At 65.4% G+C, this 25039-nt stretch carries 16 protein-coding genes and 2 tRNA genes; 11 read left to right on the top strand and 7 right to left on the bottom strand.

All coding sequences use genetic code 11. The annotated features are described in order from the left end of the window. Positions 1 to 37: 37 nt before the first annotated feature. Positions 38 to 2716 (bottom strand): TonB-dependent receptor, encoded by a 2679-nt coding sequence (locus DL238_RS00870; protein ID WP_199801345.1) that lies wholly within the window; start codon positions 2714 to 2716, stop codon positions 38 to 40. Between the two features lie 235 nt (positions 2717 to 2951). Here DL238_RS00870 and DL238_RS00875 point away from each other — a divergent pair, with 235 nt between their 5' ends. From DL238_RS00875 to DL238_RS00890, 4 genes are read left to right on the top strand one after another with little or no spacing between them, the layout of a single operon-like run. Beyond that, positions 2952 to 3686: a GntR family transcriptional regulator gene (locus DL238_RS00875; RefSeq protein WP_234030903.1), complete on the top strand. Its 735-nt coding sequence runs from the start codon at positions 2952 to 2954 to the stop codon at positions 3684 to 3686. A gap of 10 nt (positions 3687 to 3696) precedes the next feature. Next, complete coding sequence (locus DL238_RS00880; protein WP_234030904.1) at positions 3697 to 4725, top strand: SIS domain-containing protein; 1029 nt, start codon at positions 3697 to 3699, stop codon at positions 4723 to 4725. Beyond that, on the top strand, positions 4722 to 5867 hold the full coding sequence (gene nagA, locus DL238_RS00885) for an N-acetylglucosamine-6-phosphate deacetylase (RefSeq protein WP_115490546.1): 1146 nt from the start codon (positions 4722 to 4724) through the stop codon (positions 5865 to 5867). The genes DL238_RS00880 and nagA overlap by 4 nt, the downstream gene beginning before the upstream one ends. Further along, complete coding sequence (locus tag DL238_RS00890) at positions 5860 to 8445, top strand: family 20 glycosylhydrolase (RefSeq protein ID WP_115490547.1); 2586 nt, start codon at positions 5860 to 5862, stop codon at positions 8443 to 8445. The genes nagA and DL238_RS00890 overlap by 8 nt, the downstream gene beginning before the upstream one ends. A 274-nt stretch (positions 8446 to 8719) precedes the next feature. On the opposite strand, the gene DL238_RS00895 is transcribed toward DL238_RS00890, so the two are convergent. The 4 genes from DL238_RS00895 to DL238_RS00910 all read right to left on the bottom strand — a co-directional run bounded on the left by DL238_RS00895 (position 8720) and on the right by DL238_RS00910 (position 14615). Next, a complete protein-coding gene (locus tag DL238_RS00895) occupies positions 8720 to 12619 on the bottom strand; it encodes a hypothetical protein (RefSeq protein WP_181883774.1) in 3900 nt (1299 codons plus the stop codon). A gap of 227 nt (positions 12620 to 12846) precedes the next feature. Beyond that, positions 12847 to 13773, bottom strand: a complete 927-nt coding sequence (locus tag DL238_RS00900) for a helix-turn-helix domain-containing protein (protein WP_115490549.1) — start codon at positions 13771 to 13773, stop codon at positions 12847 to 12849. Positions 13774 to 14334: 561 nt separating this feature from the next. Continuing rightward, a tRNA-Thr gene (locus DL238_RS00905) sits at positions 14335 to 14410 on the bottom strand. Positions 14411 to 14541: 131 nt separating this feature from the next. Then, positions 14542 to 14615 (bottom strand) — tRNA-Cys (locus DL238_RS00910). A gap of 148 nt (positions 14616 to 14763) precedes the next feature. Here DL238_RS00910 and DL238_RS00915 point away from each other — a divergent pair. Further along, positions 14764 to 15537, top strand: a complete 774-nt coding sequence (locus DL238_RS00915) for an acyl-CoA thioesterase (RefSeq protein WP_234030905.1) — start codon at positions 14764 to 14766, stop codon at positions 15535 to 15537. A gap of 364 nt (positions 15538 to 15901) precedes the next feature. On the opposite strand, the gene DL238_RS00920 is transcribed toward DL238_RS00915, so the two are convergent. Further along, positions 15902 to 17095: a crotonase/enoyl-CoA hydratase family protein gene (locus DL238_RS00920; RefSeq protein WP_115490550.1), complete on the bottom strand. Its 1194-nt coding sequence runs from the start codon at positions 17093 to 17095 to the stop codon at positions 15902 to 15904. Positions 17096 to 17273: 178 nt separating this feature from the next. Next, positions 17274 to 18485 (bottom strand): LL-diaminopimelate aminotransferase, encoded by a 1212-nt coding sequence (locus tag DL238_RS00925; protein WP_234030906.1) that lies wholly within the window; start codon positions 18483 to 18485, stop codon positions 17274 to 17276. Between the two features lie 129 nt (positions 18486 to 18614). On the opposite strand from DL238_RS00925, the gene DL238_RS00930 reads away from it, so the two are divergent. The 6 genes from DL238_RS00930 (at position 18615) to DL238_RS00955 (ending at position 25039) form a co-directional block, all read left to right on the top strand. Next, positions 18615 to 20507, top strand: a complete 1893-nt coding sequence (locus tag DL238_RS00930; protein ID WP_115490551.1) for a PHA/PHB synthase family protein — start codon at positions 18615 to 18617, stop codon at positions 20505 to 20507. Positions 20508 to 20623: 116 nt separating this feature from the next. Further along, complete coding sequence (gene phaP, locus DL238_RS00935) at positions 20624 to 21496, top strand: phasin family protein (RefSeq protein ID WP_115490552.1); 873 nt, start codon at positions 20624 to 20626, stop codon at positions 21494 to 21496. A 254-nt stretch (positions 21497 to 21750) separates the two neighbouring features. Beyond that, positions 21751 to 22092 (top strand): ATP-dependent Clp protease adapter ClpS, encoded by a 342-nt coding sequence (gene clpS / locus DL238_RS00940; RefSeq protein WP_115492693.1) that lies wholly within the window; start codon positions 21751 to 21753, stop codon positions 22090 to 22092. 101 nt (positions 22093 to 22193) lie between these two features. Then, complete coding sequence (locus DL238_RS00945; protein ID WP_115490553.1) at positions 22194 to 23417, top strand: LptF/LptG family permease; 1224 nt, start codon at positions 22194 to 22196, stop codon at positions 23415 to 23417. Positions 23418 to 23426: 9 nt separating this feature from the next. Continuing rightward, positions 23427 to 24524, top strand: coding sequence for an LPS export ABC transporter permease LptG (gene lptG / locus DL238_RS00950; RefSeq protein ID WP_115490554.1), 1098 nt, complete (start codon positions 23427 to 23429; stop codon positions 24522 to 24524). Beyond that, complete coding sequence (locus DL238_RS00955) at positions 24521 to 25039, top strand: GNAT family N-acetyltransferase (RefSeq protein ID WP_115490555.1); 519 nt, start codon at positions 24521 to 24523, stop codon at positions 25037 to 25039. Before lptG ends, DL238_RS00955 begins: the two co-directional genes overlap by 4 nt.

Below are 25039 nucleotides of genomic sequence, written 5' to 3' on the forward strand. Positions count from 1 at the left end.
CGCCGACCATCCTATCAGCAGGGCGAAGGAACCAGCATCAATATTCGAAACGGGCACCGAAGAAGAAGTAGCGGCCGTTGTCGTAGATGGCACGCGGCCGGAATTCCTCGCCCGCGAACTGCACGATTTTTTCATTGGTCAGGTTGACCGCGTCGAAGGTGAGCGTGGCGAACTCGGTCACCCGCAGATCCAGCGAGGCGTCGAGCGAGCCGAAGCTTTTCTGGTTGAGCGAGGTGGCGCGGTCCAGCGTGATGAAGAAGTCGTCGCGCCAGTTATAGGTTACCTGGGCGCTCACGAAGCTGTCTTCGTAGTAGGCGCCCGCCTGGAGCGCATGCTTCGAATTGCCGGGCACGGGATCGCCGTTGTCCGTTTCGGCATCCGAGTAGCTGTAGTTCGCATTGATCCCGAAATTGCCATAGACCGGCATCTGCGCGATCAGTTCGACACCCTTCACTTCGGCCGAACCGCCATTGGCGCGGCGATTGATCGAGAACTGGCAATCGTAGAGATCGGGATTGGTCGATCCCGGCGTCGGGACGCAGCGCGATTGGTCGGGGGCTGCCGTTTCGACCGCGAAGCTTTCGTTGGAGACGCGGTCGGTCACGAAGTTGGACACGTCTTTGTAGTAAAGCGCCATCGCCAGCAGCCCGCGATTGGGCAGGTAGTATTCGAAAGACAGATCGAACTGGTTGGCGCGATAGGGCTCCACATCGGCGCTGCCGCCCGATCCCGTCAGCGCGCCCGGGTTCAGCGTCACGCGCGGCGCGATGTCGGTGAAGTCGGGGCGGGTCAGCGTGCGTGCGGCTGCGGCCCGCAGGATGAAGTTGTCCGTCAGGTCGAACGTCATATTCAAGCTGGGCAGAATGTCGGTGTAGCCGCGCTCCTCGGTCACCGGCAGGAAGTCGCCATAGGCGTTGGAAACCTGGCCTTCACCTTCGGCGCCCTGGATATAGCCGCTCGACGTCTGGTCGGTGTGAACGATCCTGACCCCGGCATTGCCGCGCCAGCCATCGCCGCCGAATTTGCCCATGACATATCCGCCATAGGTCTTCTCGTTGACCGAGAAGATTTCGGAATAGAGCGGAAGACGCTCTGATGCTGCGGGGAAGGCCCCGATCTGGTCGCGGATCAGGCTTGGCGTCGGCAGGAAGAAATCCGTGAGCGAGCCCGGCAGAGCGATCTTTTCGGCATAATCGGCCGGCGTCTGATCGTTGCCGAACGATGATGGTGTGCACACGCCGCCGCAGCCGCCATCGCGGAAGGGGACGAAGAAATCGCCATAGGTGGTGGCCTGGAAATCGGTCGCGCGATCGTGCTCGGTATATTTGAAGCCGGTCTTGACCGCCTGGAGGACGCCGAGATCGAGCTCCTGCTCGAAATCGAGATAGGCGAAGATTTCGCTGTCGTCGTTGCCGATCGAGTGGTTGGAGGCGAATTCGAAGGCCAGATCGTCCGGGTTCGTCGGGTCGACCGTGTCGAAGGACACGATCGGGGCACGGCCCGTCAAATCGAAGCTGAAGTCGCTGCTGCCGAGGAACTCGACGAAGGGCTGGCGCACCGTGTCGCCTTGCGCATCGGTATAGCCGGCCTGCCCGCTGACGGTCAGGCCGCCGTCGGTCGCGTAGGACCAGTTGCCCGCGATATAGCGGGTTTCGGCAAACGCTTCGCGATCGAAGATGTCGTACACCTGTCCGAAGCCGCTGGCCCCCGCGATACCCTCGATGCGGCCCGCGACCACCGTGTCGCCTTCGACCTGGGTGTCGGTCAGCGTCACGCCGCTGGTGCCGCCCAGGCCCGAACGGGCTGGCCAGCCGAGATAGTTGTAGTTGGTGTTGTTGGCGTTGAAGCGGGTCCATAGGCCGCTGATGCCGAACTCGATCTGGTCGGTGGGGCGGAACTGCAGTTCGAGGTTGCCGCCGTACCGCTCACGCTCCTGCAGGAACAGTGCGGAGCCGATCAGGGTCGGAACCTGCAATTCCTGCCCCGACGGGTCGAGCGCACTGTCGTAGCCGAGGATTTCAAAACCGTCGCGCCGGATATTGCGCTTCTGGTAGACCCCCGCGGCGAGCACGCCGAAAGTGCCCGCCGGGTTCGACCAGCTCACCACGCCGGAAACCTGCGGGTCGAGAGAATCGGCCTTCTCCGTATAGGCGCCCTCGACCGAGATTGTGGCGACGAAGGGATCGATATCGAGCGGCTTGCGCGTCAGCACGTTGATCGTGCCGCCGATGCCTCCTTCCTCGATGTCCGCGGTCGGGCTTTTGAAGACCTGCAGTTCCCCCACCACGTCGGAGGGCAGGACCAGGTAGTTGAAATTGCGCGTGGCAGCCTGCTGATCGAGCACGAACCAGTCCGCGGTGGCGACGGCGTGGCCGTTGACCAGCGTACGGGTCTGGTTGGGGGCGAGGCCGCGGAGCGAGACGCGCTCGCCCTCGCCGAATTCGCGGTTCGTCACAACGCCGGGCACGCGCTGCAGCGATTCCGCCACGTTCCGGTCGGGGAACTTGCCGATGTCCTCGGCCGAGATGGCATCGACGATCGCATCGGCATTGCGCTTGGTATTGATCGCATCTTCGAGCGACGCGCGGATGCCGGTCACGACGATCGTTTCCCCGACCGCGTCCTCCTCCTCCGTAGCATCCTGCGCGTAGGCCGCCTGGCCCGAAAGGGCGATTGCCGAGACCGTTGCACCAAGGACCCAAACTGACTTCTTCATCGAAACCTCCCTGTGATCCGCTTGCGTCGTGTTTCACCGAACGGGGCGAAAGCGATGCAATCGAGCGTCCGGATGAAGTTTATGACAAGATTGTTGCCAGAAGCAATACCAAACTATAACCAATGCTTGCAAATATGGATGTTATTGATTATTGGTATTATTGCTGGATCGCGACAGGAATGGCCGTCATTTCCGGATATCTACGCAATACAAGGGTTTTGGTCGGGTGCAAACGTTGATCGATCTCAAGGACAGGTTTGATACCAGTGAGGCAACGCCGCTCTACCAGCGGCTCAAGAAGGCGATGCGCGAAAGCATCGATTCGCACGACTGGGAGCCCGACGACCCCGTCCCGTCGGAGCGTGATATTGCCGAGCGACTCGAGATTTCGCGCGTCACCGTGCGCAAGGCCATCGACGGGCTGGTCGAAGATGGAATGCTGGTGCGCAAGCGCGGCTCGGGAACATTCGTTGCGGGCCGCGTCGAGAAGAGCTTCGCCACGCTGACCTCTTTCACGGAAGACATGGCCGCGCGGGGCCGCAAGGTCCGCAGCGACTGGCTGGTGCGCGAGAAGGGAAGCGTTACGCCGGAGGAATCGCTCAGCCTTTCGCTCAGCCCGGGAACCGCAGTCTATCGCTTCAACCGTATCCGGTTTGCCGACAATGTCGCGATGGCGCTGGAATATTCGACGATCCCGGCAGAGTGCCTCGGGCCCGACGCGATGGTCGAGGAATCGCTTTATGCGGCCCTGCGCGCCCGGCAGCAGAATCCGGTCCGTGCCCTCCAGCGGCTGAGGGCGGTCCTTTTTACCGCGGAGCAGGCTGAACTGCTCGATGTCCCCGCACTGAGCGCCGGGCTGCTGATCGAACGCATCGGCTATAACGCGGTCGGAAGCGCGGTCGAATGGACGCGGTCCTATTATCGTGGCGACGCCTATGACTTCGTCGCCGAACTCAATCTCGGGAAATGAGGGGCGGGCGGTGAATCCATCGGATACGCAAATGTATCGCGAGGCGGGCGAGGCGCCGGGATGCGTCGCACGCCAGTCGAGCGAGGCCGGGGCGCATGTGGCAGCGATCGGGGCAGCCTTGCGCGACCTGTCGCCGCGCCTTGTGGCCACGATCGCGCGCGGCAGTTCCGATCATGCCGCAACTTATGCGAAATATCTGATCGAGACCGCCACCGGCGTGCCCGTGGCATCGTTCGCGCCATCGGTCAGCTCGGTCTACGAAGCGCGCAGGACCATGCGCGGCGCGGCCTGCATCGCGATCTCGCAGTCGGGCAGGAGCCCGGACCTGGTGGCCGCAGCCCAGTCCGCAAGCCGGGGCGGAGCGCTGAGCATTGCGCTGGTCAACGACACTGCTTCGCCTTTGGCCGAAGAGGCGGACCTGGTCGCGCCGCTGTGTGCGTTTCCCGAAACTGCGGTGGCCGCAACCAAATCGTACCTCGCCTCGCTCGCGCTTATGGCCCGCTTCGTCGCCTCTTGGTCGCAGGATGCGGAGCTGGAAGCGGCGATCGACCGCCTGCCCGAAGCGATGGAGCGCGCGTGGGCGCTCGACTGGGGCGAGGCCGAGCGCACCCTGACCAAGGCGCGTAGCCTGTTCGTGATCGGCCGTGGTTCCGGGCTCGGCATTGCGCAGGAAGCGGCGCTGAAGTTCAAGGAAACGTGCCGGATCCACGCGGAGGCCTATAGCGCCGCAGAAGTTCTGCATGGTCCGGCCGCAGTGGTACGGGATGGCTTTCCCGTCCTCGCCTTCGCTCAGGATGACGCGTCGCGCAACAGCGTTGGCGAAACCTGTGCCCGGCTTGCCGCGATGGGCGCGCGTGTTTTCATAGCAGGGGCACAGGCGCCCGGCTGCACCTCGCTGCCTTCGCTGGCGCAGGATGCCCGTCTTCAACCGATATTGCTGGCACAGGCGTTCTACCGCCTAGCCAATGCTTGCGCCGTGGAACTGGGCGAAAACCCGGATGCTCCGCCGCATCTGATGAAAGTGACCGAGACCACATGAGCGCAACCCTCCTCGTCGGCGGCCAGGTGCTGCTGAACGGTGCTCTTCAATGCGGAAAGGCTCTGGTCGTCGACAATGGCCGGATCGTCGCCATTCGCGATGCGGGCGAAGCTGCGGGAGCCGCCGAAGTCGTCGATATGGACGGCGGGATCGTGCTGCCCGGCTTCATCGATGTGCAGGTCAATGGCGGCGGCGGGCACCTGTTCAATGCCGATCCGAGCGTGGAAACGATCCGCCTGATTGCTCAGACCCATGCCCGTTTCGGAACCACGACGCTGCTCCCCACGCTCATCAGCGACGAGCTGGACAAGATCGAGGCCGCAATCAAAGCCGTCGACGCCGCGATCGAGGCGGGTGTGCCCGGCATCGCGGGCCTCCATCTGGAAGGCCCGTTCCTCAGCACCGATCGCAAGGGCGTGCACGACGAAACTAAGTTCCGCGAATTCGAGGAACGGCATATCGACCTGATGGCGAGCCTGAAGCACGGGCGCACGCTGGTGACTCTGTCGCCGGAGCGGGCGGCGCCCAAGGTCATCGCCGGATTGAAAGCGCGAGGCGTGGTTGTCAGTGCGGGTCACACGAATGCCAGTTACGAGCAGATGCGCGCCGCTCTGGAGGCCGGCGTTACCGGCTTCACCCACCTGTTCAACGCGATGTCGCCGCTCAACAGCCGCGAACCCGGGGTGGTCGGTGCCGCGCTGGAAGATCGAGAGAGTTGGTGCGGTTTGATCGTGGACGGTCACCACGTCTCGCCCGTCACGATGAAGCTGGCCATGCGCTGCAAGCCGCTCGACAAGTTCATGCTCGTGACCGATGCCATGCCCTCGGTCGGGATGGAGGACGGCAGCTTCATGCTCCAGGGCCGCCGGATCCACGTGGAAGACGGAATCTGCATCACCGATGACGGCACACTCGCCGGGTCCGATCTCGACATGGCCCGGGCCTTGCGCAACGCGGTGGCGATGCTGGATGTCGACATCGGGCAGGCCAGCGCGATGGCGTCACACAACCCCGCAGCGTTCATCGGCATAGCGGATGACCGGGGCACGATCCGCGAAGGGGCGATGGCGGACCTCGTCGTGCTGGACGAGCAGATGCATGTCAGATCGACCTGGATCGGCGGGGTGAAGGTCCATGGTTAGGTTTGCCCTCGCAACGCTGGTCGCAATCGGCCTTGGTGGGTGCACCACCATCGCACCGGAGGCCGAACGATCGAGCGCCGACGCCATCGGATCGGCCTTGCAGATCATCTACCGCGTTCTGGCCAATCGCGAGGAGGGCGGCTGCACCATACCCGGCTCCTCCGAAAAGACCGCAGATGCGTGCTACGAGGCCGAGCTTTCGATTCTCAGCGATCGCCCGGTCGATCTGACGGGCAGCACAATCTTTTTCAGCCAGGTGGATCCGGTTGCGCAGGTTGGTGGCGGCGGATCGGTTCGCCTCGCGCATGTAAACGGAGACCTGCACGAGATCACCCTTTCCGGCCCCGCTGCGGCGGTCGGACCGGGGGCACCGGTCACGATCCCCTTCGTCGTGCGTGGTACGCTTTTGACGCGCGCCAAGATCATGCCGAATTACTACGTGGTCGATGCGAAGGGCCGGGCCGCGCTGATCGAGTCGACAAAAGAGGTGCCGGCCACGGCGATGGGGCGCAAAGCCCTGCCGTTCCTGGCCCCTCTACCGCCCGACCTGAAGCGCGCCCCCGAAGACGTAACCCCGATCGAAACGCCAGAGGTGACCTACCGGCAGAACGTAGGGACGCGGTTCGTGGCGGAGGCCGTCGATAGCGGGATCATCCCCACTCCACTGCGCATGGGGAGCGGTGGCAGCGATCGTGTCGATCTCTCGCGCGGCATCGCCCCGGTCCTGTCAGGCATTGCCGAAGCCGAAGTGGTGGCCGCGCTGGATCGCCTTTCGGACTTGGGACTCGCCCAATCGGAGGACGGCGTGCCCCTACTGCTAACGGTCGATCCGTCGCTGAAACTCGAGGCCGAGGGTTATGAGCTGACGACTGCGCCCGAAGCGGTGACGATCCGCGCGAGCGATCCGGCGGGCGCTTTCTACGGCTTGCAAAGCCTCTCGGCGCTGATCACACCCGGCGCAAAAAGCATTCCTGCGCTGCGTATCCAAGACGCCCCGCGTTTTGCATTCAGAGGCCAGCACCTCGACATTGCGCGCAATTTCCATGGGCCAGAGACGATCCGCGCCCTGATCGATCAGATGGCGGCATATAAGCTCAACAAGCTGCATCTCCATCTTGCCGACGACGAGGGCTGGCGGCTCGAGATCGCAGGTTTGCCCGAGCTCACCGCCGTGGGATCGCGGCGCTGCTACGATCCGGGCGAGACCCGCTGTTTGCTGCCGCAGCTTGGAAGCGGGCCCGATGAGAGCACTTCGGGGAGCGGCTTCCTGACGACAGAGGACTATGTTGACCTGTTGCGCTACGCTGCGGCGCGGCACGTCGAGATCATCCCCGCGATCGACATGCCCGGCCACGCGCGAGCTGCAGTCAAGGCGATGGAGGCACGCTATCGGCGCCTGAAGGCTAATGGGGCGAGCGAGGAAGTCGCCTCGGAATATCTGCTCAGCGATCCGGACGACCGCACGGTCTATGACAGTATCCAGCATTATTCGGACAACACGATCAATGTGTGCCGTCCTTCGGCGTACAGGTTCGTCGCCCATGTTCTCGACCATGTCGCCGAAATGCACGCCGCAGCGGGGCAGCCGCTCCAGCGGTTCCACATCGGTGCGGACGAGACGGCGGGCGCATGGGCCGACTCCCCGATATGTGCAGCATTTCTGGCGCGAGCGGACACCCCTTCCTCTCCGCAGGAGCTGGCGGGTTACTTCGTGGCGCGCGTGGCAAACATGGTCGCCGAGCGGGGAATGACACCGGGCGCCTGGAGCGACGGGCTCTCCCATGCCGACCCGGCGCGGCTGCCTAGCACTCTTCAATCGAACATCTGGGACACTCTGGCCTGGGGCGCGGCCAGGACGGCGAAGGATCACGCGGATCTCGGCTGGGACGTCGTGCTCTCGATACCCGACGCGCTGTATTTCGACATGCCCTATGCCGCGCATCCGGAGGAGGGCGGGTATTACTGGGCGATCCGCAGCGCGCCCACGCGCAAGCTCTTCTCCCTGATGCCCGAGAACCTTCCGGCTACCGCAAGCTACTGGCGCGACCGTGACGGGCAACCGATAGAGCAGCCCGTGCTCGAGCGACCGCGCCGCCGGTTTGCAGGAATTCAGGGGCAGGTCTGGTCCGAAACGATCCGCGACAGGGAAACGCTGGGATACCAGCTCTTCCCACGAATGCTCGCGCTGGCCGAAAAGGCCTGGCACCGCGCGGACTGGGAGCTGGAGGATGGCGCGGGCAAGGTGGACGATGCCGATCTGGCTGCCTCCATGCAGGCCGACTGGAACCGCTTCGCCTCGATCTTGTCGGCAAAGGAGCTGGTTAAGCTCGCGCAAGCCGGATGGTCCTATCGATTGCCACCGCCGGGCGTGATGAAGGATGGTGAGATCCTCAGATACAATGCAGCCCTGCCGGGTCTCGAGATCCAATGCGACATGGGGTCGGATGGGCAATCAGGTTGGCAGCCGGCTGCGCAGTGCGCATCTGCAAGAGGCAGAGATGTGAGGGTTCGGGTGGTTGGGCCTGCAGGGACCCGCTCCAGCCGGATCGTGACTGTCTCGCGAACAGATTATCCGTAGAAAAGACGGTGCGGATCTATGTGAGCAATAAACGCTATCGGTCGATTTCTCGAAATACCCCCCGGCTGCCGTTCCCCGATGCGAACACATGACGGCTTATAGTCACCGTGTGAGCTTCCCGAATGACCAACCGTAAGTCCTCAGCAGTCACGAGTGGAGAGCAAGAAAGGGCGCAGCAGCATCCGGATCTCGGTCACTGGCTCCGGCCCCATTCAGCCGAAAGTGGAATTTTGCAATCCGGCTGCGACTTAACGGTTGCCGCTCTTGGCTTGGGCTAGAATTCCCCAGCAATGCCAACTCTCGCCGTGGTATTCCTCCCGGCCGAGTGAGCGACGCCGGCGGCAAGCGAGAACGGGGTTTCACTATCGATCCGGTGTGCGATGCTGGCCCCGAACCCTACCTCGCCACGATAGATCGCCGCGTTCGCGGTGTAGCTTGTCCGGCCGGGTTCCGACGGCATGGGGGCTGCGGTCAGCGCCGTCACAGCGGCGATGCCGCGATTGGTCTCACGGTGCTCATATGCGGCGAGATCGAACAGGATATCGATGTTGCGCTCGTTGAAAGCGACCCGGTTGCCGATGCCGATCATATCCGCCACGGAAACCGTCGAGATGCCAAGATTGCCCGAAGCATCGGCGGTCACGAAGCTCACCGCGCCGGACTGCCGGGCGTTGCCGGCGGTCGAGCCCAAACCGGCGAACGTATAGGTGCTTGCGCTGCCGCCAAGCGCGATCTGCCCATCGCGCGCCGCCACCGCTCCCTCGCCGATCGCGACCGCGCCCGTTCCCGAGGCGCGGCTCCCGTTGCCGAGCGCGACGGCCCCGTTGCCGATGGCGCTGTTGGCGTTTCCGATAGCGATCGCGCCGGTGCCCGTGGCGGTGTTGTTCGCACCCATGGCCACTGCTCCGGTGCCGGTCGCGGCATTCGGATCGCCAATCGCGACCGCGCCGTTTCCCGACGCGATGTTGTCCGCGCCGATCGAGACCGCCTGCCCGTTCATCGCCTGCGCATTCGATCCCATCGCGACCGACCGGTTTCCGCTGGCAAGGCTCCCCGGTCCGATGGCGACCGCATCGGTGCCGGTCGCCGAGGCGGCGGCTCCGGTGCTGTTGCTTTCGAAAAAAGCGAGTTCGGCGCTGTTGGCGTCGGCGGTGGCCTGGGCGGTGCTGGCCCTCGCCAGGGCGGTGATCGCGGTATCCTGCGCGGTGGCCGCATTGGCGATTGCGGTATCGGCGGTGGCCTGTGCGGTCGCGGCGTTGGCCATCGCGCGAATGGCGTCGGTTTGCGCGGCGGCTGCCTCCGTTCGGGCCACGTCCGCCGTGGCCTGCGCAGCATCCGCCTTGACCTGCGCGGTGTTTGCTGCGGCCAATGCGGTAAGCGCACCAGAGCCTGCGGCGTCGGCCGCGGCCTGAGCGGCAACCGCTTCCGCTCTCGCGAGATCGGCCGTCGACTGGGCGCTCGCCGCGTTGAGCACCGCCTGGTCGGCTCTCGCCTGGGCGGCGGCGGCCTCGGTTCGGGCCGTGTTTGCCGTCGCCTGTGACGCGGCCGCATTGGTGAGGGCGGTGGTCGCTGCACCCCGGGCGGCCGCGGCTTCGGTGCGGGCGACATCGGCCGCGCTTTGTGCGGTCGCCGCGTCGGCCAGAGCCATGTTGGCGGTCCCTTGCGCCGCGTCGGCCGCCGACTGCGCCGTGGCGGCATTGGCAAGGGCGGTGTTCGCGGTGCCCTGCGCCGCCGCAGCAGCAGCGGTGTTCGAGGCGATCTGGCCATCCTGAACGAGGTTCTGCGCCAGCGCCTGGTTTGCGCTCCCCTGCGCGGCGGCCGCGTCGGCCAGAGCCGTGTTCGCCGTCCCTTGCGCCGCGTCCGCCGCCGACTGCGCCGTGGCGGCATTGGCAAGGGCGGTGTTCGCGGTGCCCTGCGCCGCATTGGCGGAAGACTGCGCCGCCGTAGCAGCCGCGGCGCTCGAGGCGATCTGGCCATCCTGAACGAGGTTCTGCGCCAGCGCCTGGTTTGCGCTCCCCTGCGCGGCCGCCGCGTTGGCCAAGGCCGTGTTGGCGGTCCCCTGCGCCGCGTCGGCTGCCGCCTGCGCCGTGGCGGCATTGGCGAGCGCGGTATTCGCGGTGCCCTGCGCCGCCGCCGCAGCAGCGGCGTTCGAGGCGATCTGGCCATCCTGAACGACGTTCTGCGCCAGTGCCTGGTTTGCGCTCCCCTGTGCGGCGGCCGCGTCGGCCAAAGCCGTGTTCGCCGTCCCTTGCGCCGCGTCCGCCGCCGACTGCGCCGTGGCGGCATTGGCAAGGGCGGTGTTCGCGGTGCCCTGCGCCGCAGCAGCAGCAGCGGTGTTCGAGGCGATCTGGCCATCCTGAACGAGGTTCTGCGCCAGCGCCTGGTTTGCGCTCCCCTGCGCGGCGGCCGCGTCGGCCAAAGCCGTGTTCGCCGTCCCTTGCGCCGCGTCCGCCGCCGACTGCGCCGTGGCGGCATTGGCAAGGGCGGTGTTCGCGGTGCTCTGCGCCGCATTGGCGGAAGACTGCGCCGTGCTCGCGCTGGCGGCTACGGTCTGGAGTTGGGCGAAATTCACCGCATCGTTCGCCTGCGTGCCTGCGGCGAGATTGACGATCTGCCGTTCCGCCCCGATGCTTCCGACTGAGACCGTATTGGTGCGGTTCGCCAGCGAGCCGGCGCCAAGCGCGACCGCCCCCTCCGCCGTTGCACGCGCGTCGTTGCCGATTGCGATCGCATTTACCGCAGTCGCTTCGGCTCCCAGATCGTCTGCATCGCTGCCATCGCCGCCGATGGCGATCGACTGGTCTCCGAAGGCCCTTGTGGAAGAGCCGAGTGCCGTTGCCCGCGCACCCCCGACATAGGAAAAGGCGCCCACGGCAGTTGAGTCCGCGGCCCTGGAAGCCGCGTTATGGCCCATCGCGGTCGACCTGTCCCCTCTTGCGGAACTGACGTAACCGGTGGCGGTGGATTGGACGCCGGCGGCGAGGCTCCATGAGCCGGTGGCGGTACTGCCAGCCCCGCTCGCTATCGAGTACGCGCCGAACGCGACCGAATTGGCCGCCCCCGCTTGCGCTAGCCGGCCGTAGGCGGAGGCATTGGCGCCGCTTGCCAAGGCATCATTGCCCACCGCGGTCGCACCGTCGTTGGAGGCGACTGCGCCGAGCGTGTCGGCATCATCGCCGTCTTCCCCGATCGCCACGCTGCGCGCGCCGGTGCCGCGCGCGTCCATGCCCACCGCGACCGAGCCCACGCCGGTGGCTTGCGCTCCGGCGCCCAGCGCGGTCGAGCCGGAGGCCAACGCGCCCGCACCCACTGCAGTCGCACGCAGGCTGGTCGCGGACGCGCCGCTGCCGAGCGCCGTCGCGCCCTCGGCCTCAGCAGCGGCGTCGTTGCCGACCGCGACGGCGTCGATTCCCGAAGCCAGCGCACCGTCCGGATTTGAATCGCCGCCATCGCCGCCGATCGCGATTGATCGGGCCCCGGTCGCCCATGCGGCGCGGCCCATGGCAATGGCATCGGAACCCGTCGCCCGAGCCACTTGGCCGCTGGCGATCGAATTCAAACCCGAGGCGACAGCACTCTCCCCGATCGCAAGGCTGTAGTCGCCGGTTGCCGACGCAACGCCGCCGAGCGCCGTTGAATATCGCCCCTCCGCCTGGGCGAATGCGCCGATCGCCGTGGTGCTCCACGCGCTTGCCAGCGCGCCGCTGCCCAGCGCCGATGCGCCGGCATTGCTCGCCACCGCATCGGCCCCCAGCGCTATGGCATCACTGCCGGTCGCTTGTGCCCCCAGCATATTCCCGTCGACCCCGTCCCCGCCGATCGCGATCGACCGGGCACCGAAAGCTTGTGCCGCGCGGCCCAATGCGATCGAATCGAGGCTGCTGGCTTCCGCCAAGCGGCCGATAGCCACGCTGTTGTCTCCGCTCGCGTTCGTGCTGGAACCGACGGCGGTTGCGCCTGGGCCAGTCGCGCGTGCGAAGGTGCCGCAGGCGACGCTCGTGTCGGCATCGTTGGAATTGGCGCCGCCATCATTGTCGGTGCCTGCGTCGACCACGCCGTCATTGTCCCGGTCGAGCAGGCAGTCGTCGGCCCGGGCCGGGGTGGCCACGGCGACGGCCGCGGTGCTCGCCGCCAGCAGCAGCACCGAACGAAATGCAATCCCGTGCGTGTCCATGATCCGATGTACCCAAAAAGTTTGGGCACCCCGATTTCCCGGAAAATGCGTTTCGGGCAGGCACGCAGCCCGTGCCGGTCCTGCGCCCCCCATCGCCATCCGGGGAGTCCCACGATGCCGCTCCCGTATCGGCAAATTATCGGGGAACGGCGCGTGCAACCATGATGCAACGTCCCGCAAACATGGCTTATTGTTTCAACGCGATTCCGCGAACCGGGCGAGAACGCCTATCGCCGTTCCGCCTCCCAGGAAGCATAGATCCTGGGGACGTCGTCGCGCTGGGGATCGGCCTGCGGAATGTGCAAACCTCGCCGCTCGGCAACGCTTTTGCGAAGGGTTGTCGCGCTGTAGCCGAAGCTGCGGCGAAACGAGCGGCTGAAATGCGCGGAGTCCGCGTAGCCGTGATCATGGGCCAATTCGGAAATCGATCTCTTTTCCTGCGGATCGGACAAGGCGCGATGCATTCGCGTGAGGCGCAGTCGCTGGATATATCCGGCGACGCCGGCCTCGTCATGAAACGCGCGGTACAGACGAGAGCGGGACACTCCGAGACCGGTACAGATCGAGCGAACATCGATCGCATCCGAAAGGTGGTCGGCGATATATTGCTTCGCGCGGCGAGTCATTGCTTCGTCACTGCCAGCGCCGACCAACGGTTCCGTTTCATGGACGGCGGCCGCTATCGCAGCGCGCAGAAGCTTCGCGACGTCGATCGGTTCGGGGGCGGACTGCGCGAGAGCCTTGGGAAGTTCTCTCAGCAGACCCGCGAGCAAATGGACCATTCCCATGCGCAGGACGAGGCCATGGAGTTGCGCGCAGGGCAGGGCTTCCTCGATGAATTCGCGCCGAAAGGCGACGGTAATGTTGTGCCCCTCATCCAGTTCCATGCGCAGCGGTTTGCTGCGATCGTGGATGACGCACTCGCCCGCCCGGGCGTCAAAGGGCTTGCCATCGGCATCGCCGCTTGCGGTGGTATCGACAAGCAACTGCAAGACGATATCGTCGCAACCGTCGCGGAGAAACAAGTCGGAGGGTCTCTCGACGCGCACGCGACTCAACCGTGCGTCGACGATGATGACCGGAGTGAGGAGCCACGCGCGAACCGAAGCCGAAAAGCGAAGCCCATCCGGCGAGGAAACATCGTACAGGGGCATTGCGGAAGCCCAGGCTTCGAATCTCCGCTCTGCTGGAAGAACACGCGAGTCAAACTCAAGAAAGCTTGCCGACAAGATTTTTTCTCCCGCCTTAATCGGCTATCCGAGCGCACCGACTTTTAGGCCGAAAACCATGCAGCGCAACGGCTTTGCAGATCGCGTAGTTCCATGAGAGAGCGCAAAACTGGCGCGCCTCAAGCAGAACGAACGGTAGCTTTGGGGATCTGCCCGCTCCATTTCGAATGACGGGATCGGGGCGCAAAGCCATCATCGCGTACTCAGTTTCAGTAATTCGCCAGCCCAACACGTAGGGGGTGTGACAATCACGCCGCCACGTCGAATCCGTCGGCCATGATCTGAAGGCCGAGGTCGAGACGTGGTCGCGGCCCCTTTCAACCCGGTCGATCAGGCAGCTGCAGCGGCAATCGAAGGCCATGCGCAACGCCGGCGAGTACTAGCACTGGGACCTCCGTGGCAAGACCGCCAAAGCTGATGCTGGAGCGGGGACCGCCCATAGGGCTCCCCCGTTTGGAGGGGAGTGTTCCCATCTTTGACCGGAGGTGGTGCCGCTTAGGTGACTCGAACACCTGACCCCATCATTACGAATGATGTGCTCTACCAACTGAGCTAAAGCGGCATATCGCTTGGAGCGCTGCCCCTTATCGTCGCGATCGCGCGCGGGCAAGGGGATTAGACCATGCGATCTTGCGATTGGTATCCGCAAGCCTGGGCGGTGTTGGCCGCCCTTGCCAGCCGGATCGCGGAAAATGGAGGCCCGAGCCGGAATCGAACCGGCGTGCAAGGATTTGCAGTCCTCTGCGTAACCACTCCGCCATCGGGCCCCGACTTTACGCGGGCTTGGCGCGAAGCGGGGCATCTAGCGAGTCGCGCCGCGCAGTTCAATCGGATTGTGGCGGATCTTGCAGCCCCCCCCCGCCCCGGGAGGCGACCGGGTTCACTTCCGTGAACCTTCGTATAAGAGACGCGGCCATGTCGATTGCCGCAATGCTCGAACCGATCGCCGGGAATGGCGAGACCGTGACCCTCCCCGCCGACCGATGGCTCCAGGGCCGCACGCTCTACGGCGGTGCCAGCGCATTGATCGCCTATACCGCCGCGATCCGCGCCTTCCCCGACCTGCCGCCACTGCGGTCCGCCCAGGTCGCCTTCGTCGCGCCGGTCGGGGCGCAGGTGACGCCGCGGACGCAGATGATCCGGCAGGGGCGCAACGTCGTGCAGGTGCGGGCGGAACTGCTGGTCGAGGGGCAGGTGGCGCTTGCGTCCCTGTGGCTCTTCGGCACCGCGCGCGAGGCGAATGCGGTCCACCCCGCCGATCCGGTCACCCCGGCACCCATCGCGGTCGAGGATGCGGAGATCGTGATGGCGGACAAGGGCCCGGCCTTCATCCGGAACAATTTCGAGCTGCGCCGCGCGGCACCTTCGGGCGGCGACGGCGGGCCGGCGGTGCGCCGCTGGCTTCGGCTGAAGAACGACGATCTCGATCCGACCAGCCGCCTGATCCTGATCGGCGACACGATGCCGCCTGGTTCGATGCGGGCCATGCAGCGCCCCGGCCCGATGAGTTCGATGAACTGGGCGATCAACCTGCTCGATCCCATGGCCGAGACGCGCGACGGCTGGTGGCTATGCGAATCGTCGAGTGACCATGCGGGCGACGGCTATTCGAGCGAACGCCTGCGCCTGTGGGATGCCGACGGGCGGCTTGTGACGATCGGCCAGCAGGCGGCGGCGATCTTCGGGTAGGGAGAGCCGCCTCCTCTCGGTGAGGGCCGTAGCCAGCAATTCTCCGCCAACGGTCGCGGCGCACTTCTGTGGCCATTTTCCTACTTCGCGCGTCCGGGCTAGCGTCGCGGCGGCTCTTTCGCATCGTCGTCATTTCCCGCGCACGCACGCCCGCGCGGCCAAAAACCCGCAATGTGTCACCCGGCTCGCAACATCCCCTTGAATGACATGGATTTTCTGAGGGTGACACGTGGGTGACACCTGTCACCCTGTGTAACGCACCGATTTCATACCCCCGCCGTGGGGAGGGGCCCCGGGGTGGACGTTCTTTGCCACCGGCCTGCCAACCATCCGACCTCTCCCTGAAAGGGGAGTTCAGGACTACCTAACTCGCATCGGAAAAATCGGCTGCGCGCTTGGCCATGCCCGCCATCACCGCCTCTATCTGGTTGGGCTGACGGATGATCTTCGCCTGCTCCTCGCTCTCGGCCATCAGCAGGTCTTCGCCCCGCTGGTCATGCATGCGGTTGGAGAGGCGCTTGGCGGCGCGCACGGCGTCGGGGTTACGCTGCGCGATGGTGGCGGCGATTTCCTTCGCCTTAGCGAGCGGATCGTCCGCCACGAAGGTCGCGAGGCCCAGCGCCTGCGCCTCTTCGCCGGTGAACTCGCGATTGGTGTAGACCAGCTCGCGCAGCACGTCGTCGCGCACGAGGCCGCGCCACAGGTGGTAGCCACCCATATCGGGGACGAGGCCCCATTTCATCTCCATGATCGCCATGCGCGTGGTCGGCGCGGCGACGCGGATATCGGCTCCACTGGCGATCTGCATCCCGCCGCCGAAGCACACGCCGTGCAGCGCCGCGATGACCGGCATCGGCAGCTTGCGCCACACGGTCGCGACCTGCTGGTAGGTGTTCGAATCGCCGTAGATGCGCGTCGTCAGCTTGGGCTCATCCGGGTCGGGTGTGCGCGCAAAGCTCGACGTGTCGAGCCCGGCGCAGAAGCTCGGCCCCGCGCCCGACAGGACGACGACGCGCACGTCCTTGCGGTCCATCAGCGCCTCGCCCGCCGCGATGATCGCTTCGAACATCTGCGGGTCGAGCGCGTTCATCTTGTCCGGCCGGTTGAGGCGGACGTGCATCACGCCGCTATCGTCCAGCTGCGTCTCGACGCGCTTTTCGTCTGCTTGGGTCGCCATCGTCGCGCTCTCCCGCTGTCTGGTGGCATTGAAGACAATCGGCGTGTGGTCGCGCATGATCGCCACGCTGTCCAGAGCGAAGGCCCGCGCCGCGGCCGGTTCGAAACGGTATCCCGCGCCGTCGGTGACGATCAGCGGGTCGAGGCGCACGGTGGCCAGCTTGCGCCGCAACCGCGCGATGTGGACCGCGACGCGATTGGTGCCCGGTTCGAAGGAGAGCCGCCACACGTCAGCCAGCAGGTCCTGCTGGCTGACCGTCCTCCCCGGCGTCTCCGCCAGCCGCCACAGCAGCGCGAATTCGCGCGGGTGCAATGCCAGCCAGCGCCCGTTGCAGGCGGCATCGCGATGGAACAGGTCGAGCCGCAACGGCCCGGCCTCCATCGACCTCGCAATGAGTTGCTGCGCTGCGTGCACCCGCCCCCGCCGCCTGCTGCCCCCGGCCCGAAAGGCATCATGGCACGAAGGCCAGCCTGCGGGAAAAGCAGAACAATCCGGAATGGATGCTTGGCTGGCGGGCCCGGTCGTGCCGGTCCTGTCGCGCGCGTCCGCAGCCGGGCGATCACCCGGTGGCAGTCTCGCGCTGGAGGAAACGCTTCACGTTGCGCGCCGCCTGGCGGATGCGCTGCTCGTTCTCGACCATCGCGATCCGCACGTATCCCTCGCCCTCTTCGCCGTAGCCGATCCCGGCGGCGACTGCGACGCCCGCTTCCTCCAGCAGCTGCTTGGAAAATTCGAGGCTGCCCATGTTGTGGAAGCCCGGCGGCAGCGGCGCCCAGGCGAACATGCTCGCGGGCGGAGTGGGAATGTCCCATCCGGCCCGCCCGAACGCCTCCACCATGACATCGCGCCGGTTCTGGTAGCGCAGGCGGTTTTCCTGGACGATGTCCTGCGGGCCGTTGAGCGCGGCGCAGGCCGCCGCCTGGATCGGGGTGAAGGCACCGTAATCGAGGTAGGACTTCACCCGCGTCAGTGCCGCGATCAGCTGGGGATTGCCGACCGCAAAGCCCATCCGCCATCCGGCCATCGAATAGGTCTTCGACATCGAGGTGAACTCGACCGCACACTCCTTCGCGCCCGGCACCTCGAGGATCGAGCGGGTCGGCTTGCCGTCGTAATAGAGCTCCGAATAGGCGAGGTCGGAGAGGACCCAGACCTTGTTCTCCCGCGCCCAGGCGACCAGCCGCTCGTAGAAGGCGAGGTCCACGGTCTCGGCCGTGGGGTTGCTGGGATAGTTGACCACCAGCACGCTCGGCCGCGGCGAGGTATAGGCCATCGCCTGGTCGAGCGCGTGCCAATAGGCCTCGTCGGGCGTGGTCGGGACCGATCGGATCGTCGCGCCGGCAATGATGAAGCCATAGGTGTGGATCGGATAGGACGGGCTCGGCGCCAGCACCACGTCGCCCGGTGCGACGATCGCGGTCGCCATCGAGGACAGGCCTTCCTTCGAGCCCATCGTGACCACCACTTCGCGCTCGGGATCGAGATCGACGTTGAAGCGGCGCCCGTAATAGTTCGCCTGTGCCTTGCGCAGCCCCGGGATCCCGCGCGACTGGCTGTACCCGTGCGCGGATGCCTTGCCCGCCACCTCGCACAGCTTGTCGATCACATGCTGCGGCGGAGGATGGTCGGGATTGCCCATGCCAAGGTCGATGATGTCGCGCCCCGCCCGCCGGGCCGCGTGTCGCATCGCGTTGACTTCGGCAATCACGTAAGGCGGCAGCCGCCGCATCCGGTAGAATTGGTCGTCGCTCAGTGTGGCCTCCTTCACCATGCCGTCCTCCATTCTGGAACGGCGAGGGCATCTGTGCAATTGAAGCTTGAGAGAGGGTGAGAATTTTTGCAGCGACCGCAAAGGAAGCGGCGCGGCCTCGCCTCGGATCGGCATGAAAGGACCCGTGCGATGGCGGACAAGGATTCCAGCTCACCCACGCCGCCCCGGACCGGCACCGACCCGTTCGGCGCGATGCTGGAAGCACAGGCCCGCTGGACCGAGATGATGTTCGCCCCGCTCGCCCGGACTGCGGCGGGAGGCGAGAATGCCTCTTCGCCCGCCATGGCCGACCTGCAGAAATGGACCGAGAATGCCACGCGGCTGCAGACCATGTGGATCGAGTTCTGCCAGAACCATGCGCTGGAGGCGACGAGCGAGATGATGGCGGGCGATCCGGCCAAGTGGTTCGCCATGTTCGAGACCTGGGCTGAGCAGCTGCCCTTCGCCGATCCGGCCGAACAGCAGCGCTGGTGGGCCGAAAGCGCGCAGTTGTGGCAGGCGCTGCTCTCGCCGCAGGACCAGTCGGGCGCCGAGGGCGAGCTTCCGCGCGAGGATCGCCGCTTCGCCGATCCGCGCTGGCGGGAACAGCCGATGTTCGCGCTGATCCACCAGACCTATCTGATGCTGACCGAGCGGGTGGTGTCGATGGTAGAGCGGATGGACCATGTCGATCCGGCCAAGCGCGAGCAGCTGAAGTTCGCGACGCAGGCGATGGCCGAAGCGCTTAGCCCTGCCAACTTCGCGGCGACCAATCCGATCGTGCTCGACCGGATCATGGAAACGCGCGGCGACAGTCTTGTCCGGGGCATGCAGAACCTGCTGGATGATCTCAGGAAGGGCCAGCTGACCCATTCGGACCCGCAGGCCTTCGAGGTAGGGGAGAATATCGCGACCACGCCGGGCCATGTCGTGTACGAGACGCCGCTCTACCAGCTGATCCAGTACGAGCCGACGACCGAGAAGGTGCTGGCCACGCCGCTGGTGATCTTCCCGCCCTGGATCAACCGGTTCTACATCCTCGATCTCAACGAGAAGAAGAGCTTCGTGCGATGGGCGGTTGGCCAAGGCCTCACGGTCTTCATGGTCAGCTGGAAATCGGCCGACGCGTCGATGAAGGATGTCGTGTGGGACGACTACATCGCCGCGCAGATCGACGCGATCGACCATGTGAAGAAACGGCTGGGCCAGCCGGCAGTCCATGCCATCGGCTATTGCGTGGCGGGCACGACGCTCGCCGCCACATTGTCGATCCTGGCGAAGAAGGGCGAGGCCGAGAAGGTCAGGAGCGCCACCTTCTTCACCGCGCAGGTCGATTTCGACGATGCGGGCGAACTGCTGCACTTCATCGACGACCAGCAGCTCGCCGCGATCAAGGGGATCGAGCGCGACGGGATCATCGACGGGCGCTACATGGCGGCGACCTTCAACCTGCTGCGCGGCAACGACCTGATCTGGAACTACGTCGTGCGCAACTACCTGCTGGGGGAGGATCACACCGCCTTCGACCTGCTCCACTGGAACGGCGACGTCACCAACCTGCCCGCCAGGTGGCACCGCGATTACCTGCGCGATCTCTACCGCGACAACCTGTTGGTGAAGCCGGGGAAGCTCGACGCGCTCGGCGTGCCGATCGACCTCTCACGGGTCGAGACGCCCACCTACGTCCAGGCGGGCAAGGAAGACCACATCGCCCCTGCCGGCAGCGTGTGGAAGATCACCCATCACTTCGCAGGCCCGATGCGCTTCGTGCTCGCGGGCTCGGGCCATATCGCGGGCGTGGTCAATCCGCCCGAGGCAAAGAAGTACCAGTACTGGATCAACGAGGACGACGGCATCGATACGCTCGAGGAATTCCGTGCCGGGGCGACCGAGCATCCGGGCAGCTGGTGGCCCGACTGGATCGATTGGATCCGGGCGCAGGACGACAGGGAGATCGCGGTGCGGGGCAAGCGAAAACCGGGCAGCGGGGCGAAGGACAAGGTGATCGAACCTGCCCCCGGCCGCTACGTCAAAACCCGCTGAGGCACGCACTTTCCCTAACGTAAACGGATTTTGTGCACTGCACAAAAAATACTTGATCTTCGCTCGCGCAATGCCTATTTGTGCAGTGCAGCAAGAACCAAGAGGTTTACGTTCCAATGGCTGATCAGACCACCGACAAGGGCGATGCCGCGGCTCAGAAGGCGTATGAAACCGCCGTCGCTGCGCAATCGGACAAACCGAAGTCGGACAGCAAGCCTGCTTCGACCCAGGGCGCGAACACGCCTGCGGCGAAGGAGGAAACGGCTCCTGCTGCTAAGCCTGCCAAGACCGAAGCGGTTGTCAGCAAGACGGCGACCCCGGCCAAGGCCAGCACCAAGTCCAAGCCTGCAGCCGCGAAGAAAGCGGTCGCCAAGGCTCCGGCCAAGACCGCGTCTTCCAAGAAGGTCGGCCCCGCCAAGCGCAAGGCTCCTGCAAAGACAAAGGCGGTGGAGACCAAGGCGACGAAGACCTCGACACCTGCGAAGAGCGCAGCGCGCACTTCGACCCCCAAGACCGAACAGACCCCCAAGACTAAGGACACCACCATGGCTACCACGACCGAATCCAAGACCGCGAATGTCGCCAGCGACATGGCGAACGAAATGCAGACCCGCCTTGCCGGCATGTACGAAAAGGGCACCGAGATGACCGGCGAAATGGTCACCTTCCAGCGTGCCAATGCCGAAGCGATGGCCGAAGCGAGTAAGATTCTCTTCACCGGCATGCAGGACATGACCCGCACCGCCGTGGAAGAAAGCCGCAAGGCCGCCGACCAGCTGAGCGAAGATGCGCGCCTGATGGCGGCCGCCAAGTCGCCGACCGAGCTCGTGAAGCTGCAGGGCGACATCATGCGCCGCTCGTTCGACAATGTCGTCGCGACCAGCTCGAAGAACACCGAAGCGTGGATCAAGCTGACCAACGAAGCCTTCGCTCCGCTGACCAGCCGCATGAGCGAAGCGGTCGACAAGATGAACAAGCTGGCCGCCTGATCGCAGCCCCGCATCGCCCGGACCGATCGGTACGGGCACGCGAAAATCATCGAAGGGGCCGGGCGATCGGATCGTCCGGCCCCTTTGCCGTTCCAGCCCGCCGTTCCCGAAACCGGTGCGCCGCTCTCTTGCAGATCGGCGAGGCGATACGATATTGTGGCGCTATGCGTGAATGTTCAAACTCCTCCCCGACCGCGCCCGGCGCCGCCGCGCAGGGGGCGATGGCCGTGGTGCCATCTCCGGCGATCGTCGCGATGGCCGGCGAAGGGGATGGCGATGGCAACGAAGGTCGCCCTGCCGACCCCAATGTGGGCGTCGCGACCAAGACGCGCGCCAAGCCCAAGAAGCCGAGCCAGTACAAGGTGCTGCTGCTCAACGACGATTACACGCCGATGGAATTCGTCGTCATGGTGCTCAAGCGCTTCTTCCGGATGGATCTGGACGAAGCGACGCGCGTGATGCTCCACGTCCACCAGCGCGGGGTGGGCGTCTGCGGCATCTTCCCCTACGAAGTCGCCGAAACCAAGGTGAACCAGGTGATGGATTTCGCGCGCCAGAACCAGCACCCGCTGCAATGCACGCTCGAAAAGGCCTGATCGGCGGCCCTGCCGATCGCCCCTCCCTGAATACCCATGACGCGCGGGTGCTTTGCCGCTAGGGCCTGACGCCAAGGCTCAACTTCGATCCGGGACCCCCCTTGCCCTTCAGCTCGCGCCTCGACCGTTACCTCTTCCGACTGACGATCATCCCGCTGCTTGGGGTGTTCGTGCTCGCCGCGTCGCTGCTGATCCTCGACCAGATGCTGCGCCTGTTCCGCTTCGTGTCGACCGAAGGCGGCCCCGTGGGCGTGGTCTTCCAGATGCTCGGCACACTACTGCCCGACTATGCGAGCCTCGCCATTCCGCTCGGCCTGCTGCTGGGCGTGCTGTTCGCCTTCCGCCAACTCGCGCTGTCGAGCGAACTCGACGTGATGCGTGCCGTCGGCCTTGGCTACACGCGCCTGCTGCGCGTCCCCTATGCGATCACGCTGATGCTGATCGCCGTGAACGCGGCGCTGGTGTTCTACATCCAGCCGGTGTCCAAATATTACTACGAGGAACTGCAGTTCGACCTGCGTTCGGGCGCGCTCGGCGCGTCGATCAAGGTCGGCGAATTCACCACGCTGGCGGACCGGATGGCGCTGCGGATCGAAGCGAGCGAGGATTCGGGCCGCGAATTGCACGGCATCTTCGCACGGGTCATGGCCGAAGACGGGCAGGTCCTGTCGATCAGCGCGCGCGAAGGACGGTTCCTGTCGACCAGCGACGATCCCGATACGATCATCCTTCGCCTGAGCGACGGCACCATCATCCAGAACCCGGAGGGCGAGACCCCGCGCGTACTGAGCTTCGAACTGCACGACCTGCCGATCGATCTGCCCACGATCCAGAGCTTCCGCCAGCGCGGCGAGGGCGAATCGGAATATATCCTGCCGGAGCTGCTGAAAATGGGGTGGAGCGACGGCGCGACCGAGGAACAGCGCAACGCCAGCCAGGCGAGCTTCAACTATCGCATGGTCGAACTGGCGATGATGCTGTTCATGCCACTGCTGGCGGTGGCCCTCGCCATCCCGCCCAAGCGATCGACCAGCGCGCTCGGCGTGTTCGTCGCGGTCGTGCTCGTCGTCGCCTATCACAAGGTCAACCAGTACATGCAGGATCTGGCGAGCCTCGGCCGGATCGACCCCACGCTGGGCCTTTGGGGGCCTTTCGCGGTCTTCGTCGGCCTGATCCTGTGGTGGTTCTGGCAGATCGCCTACGTCCCCGGCGGCCAGCCGATCGGGGCGCTGGAAACGGTGTTCTCCAAGCTGGTGAAGAAGATCGGCAAGATCCTGCGCCCGCGTCGCCGTGCCGACGGCTTCCGGCCCGAGCAGGCGAGCTAGCACCGCGCGATGTCCTTCGACTTCTTCCCCTCGCGGACCCTGACGCTTTACCTCGCGAAGATGTTCAGCTTGCGCATCCTCGCGGTGCTGGTGATGCTGGTGCTCGTGCTGATGATGCTCGACCTGCTGTCGACCAGCGGCGAGATCCTGGCAGTCGAGGGCAACAGCGAGGCGGATTTGTGGCGCTATGCCTCGCTCCGCGTGCCGCTGCTGATACAGCGCTTCCTGCCCTATTCGGTGCTGCTGGCGACGATCATCACGCTCGTCACGCTGAACCAGAACAGCGAGGTGATCGCGATGAAGGCCTCGGGGCTTTCCGCGCACCAGGTGCTCGCCCCGCTGATCATGACCGCACTGGTCGTGTCGATCGCGACCTTTGCCTTCAACGAGCGGGTGGTGACGCGCGCGGCGTCCGAACTCAACGTGTGGGAAGCGTCCGAATTCGGCGCGCTGTCGCAGGCGGAGGAAACGCGCGGCAGCATCTACCTCGTGGACGGGTCCGATATCCTCACCGCGCGCGGCTACGAGGCGAACGGCCCCGCCCCACGCCTGACCGACGTGACCTTCTATCGCCGCAGTCCCAGTGGCGAAATCGTCCAGCAGATCGATGCGCCGCTCGCGGTGCGCGGCAATGACGGCTGGGCGATGCAGACGCCGCAGGTCTTCACCGTCGGTACGGCGAGCACGACACTGCCCGACGAACTGATCGTCGCGCCCGGCATCACGCCCGCACAAATCGAACTCGCCTCGGTCGATCCCGCCGCGCAGCCCTTCTGGCAGCTGGACGGTTCGATCGACGCCTATCGCGCCGCCGGGCGCGACACGGGCGAGCTCGAGGCCAATTACTGGCACAAGATATCGGGGCCGTTGTCCGCGATGCTGATGCCCATCCTGGGCGCAGTCGCGGGCTTCGGCCTCGCCCGATCGGGCCAGCTCTTCGTGCGCGCGGTGACCGGCATGTTCTTGGGCTTTGCCTATTTTGTGATCGACAATGCCGCGCTCGCCATGGGCGATTTCGGCGGCTACCCGCCCTTCCTCGCCGCGTGGGCGCCGTTCTTCCTGTTCCTGCTGATCGGGGAGACCGTGCTGGTCCGCACGGAGGAATGAGCGCGTATGCGATCCGCCTCTCGCGATTCGGGGATGCCGCGGCGTTCTCGGAGGTCGAGACCGACGCAGCGCAGCTCCTCGCTGCCGAGCCGAGCCTTGCCGGAATTCCGGTACCCCCGAGCCGCAGCGCGGAGGAATATCGCAGCATGATCGCGCAGCGTCACTGTCTCACGGCGGTGGTCGGGGACGAGGTGGTCGGGTTCGCCGCGACAAGACCCCACGGGCGCGAGCTGCATCTTCACGAACTCAGCGTCGCCAGCGGCTTCCAGCGTATGGGGATCGGGGGAACCCTGCTGCGCGCGCTCAAGATCGATGCGCAGAACGCGGGCATGCGCGCAATCACCTTGCACACCTATCGCGACCTGCCGTGGAACACGCCATTCTATGCCCGGCACGGCTGGAGCCCGATCGACGATCTGTCCGCACACCCCAGGCTTGCGGCGGGCCAGGATGCGGCTGTCGCATTCGGTCTGCCGCGCGAGCGGCGCTGTGCGATGATCTGCCTTCTGGATTGA

Origin of the sequence: Alteriqipengyuania lutimaris (assembly GCF_003363135.1) — a bacterium.
In the GTDB taxonomy this organism is placed as follows: Bacteria; Pseudomonadota; Alphaproteobacteria; order Sphingomonadales; family Sphingomonadaceae; genus Alteriqipengyuania; species Alteriqipengyuania lutimaris.

Excerpts from the sequence above, each read along its gene's own strand:
- DL238_RS00870 (WP_199801345.1), bottom strand. The coding sequence starts at position 2,716 with ATGAAGAAGTCAGTTTGGGTCCTTGGTGCAACGGTCTCGGCAATCGCC.
- nagA (WP_115490546.1), top strand. The coding sequence starts at position 4,722 with ATGAGCGCAACCCTCCTCGTCGGCGGCCAGGTGCTGCTGAACGGTGCT.
- DL238_RS00890 (WP_115490547.1), top strand. The coding sequence starts at position 5,860 with ATGGTTAGGTTTGCCCTCGCAACGCTGGTCGCAATCGGCCTTGGTGGG.
- DL238_RS00895 (WP_181883774.1), bottom strand. The coding sequence starts at position 12,619 with ATGGACACGCACGGGATTGCATTTCGTTCGGTGCTGCTGCTGGCGGCG.
- DL238_RS00900 (WP_115490549.1), bottom strand. The coding sequence starts at position 13,773 with ATGCCCCTGTACGATGTTTCCTCGCCGGATGGGCTTCGCTTTTCGGCT.
- DL238_RS00915 (WP_234030905.1), top strand. The coding sequence starts at position 14,764 with ATGTCGATTGCCGCAATGCTCGAACCGATCGCCGGGAATGGCGAGACC.
- DL238_RS00920 (WP_115490550.1), bottom strand. The coding sequence starts at position 17,095 with ATGGAGGCCGGGCCGTTGCGGCTCGACCTGTTCCATCGCGATGCCGCC.
- DL238_RS00925 (WP_234030906.1), bottom strand. The coding sequence starts at position 18,485 with ATGGTGAAGGAGGCCACACTGAGCGACGACCAATTCTACCGGATGCGG.
- DL238_RS00930 (WP_115490551.1), top strand. The coding sequence starts at position 18,615 with ATGGCGGACAAGGATTCCAGCTCACCCACGCCGCCCCGGACCGGCACC.
- phaP (WP_115490552.1), top strand. The coding sequence starts at position 20,624 with ATGGCTGATCAGACCACCGACAAGGGCGATGCCGCGGCTCAGAAGGCG.
- clpS (WP_115492693.1), top strand. The coding sequence starts at position 21,751 with ATGGCCGGCGAAGGGGATGGCGATGGCAACGAAGGTCGCCCTGCCGAC.
- lptG (WP_115490554.1), top strand. The coding sequence starts at position 23,427 with ATGTCCTTCGACTTCTTCCCCTCGCGGACCCTGACGCTTTACCTCGCG.
- DL238_RS00955 (WP_115490555.1), top strand. The coding sequence starts at position 24,521 with ATGAGCGCGTATGCGATCCGCCTCTCGCGATTCGGGGATGCCGCGGCG.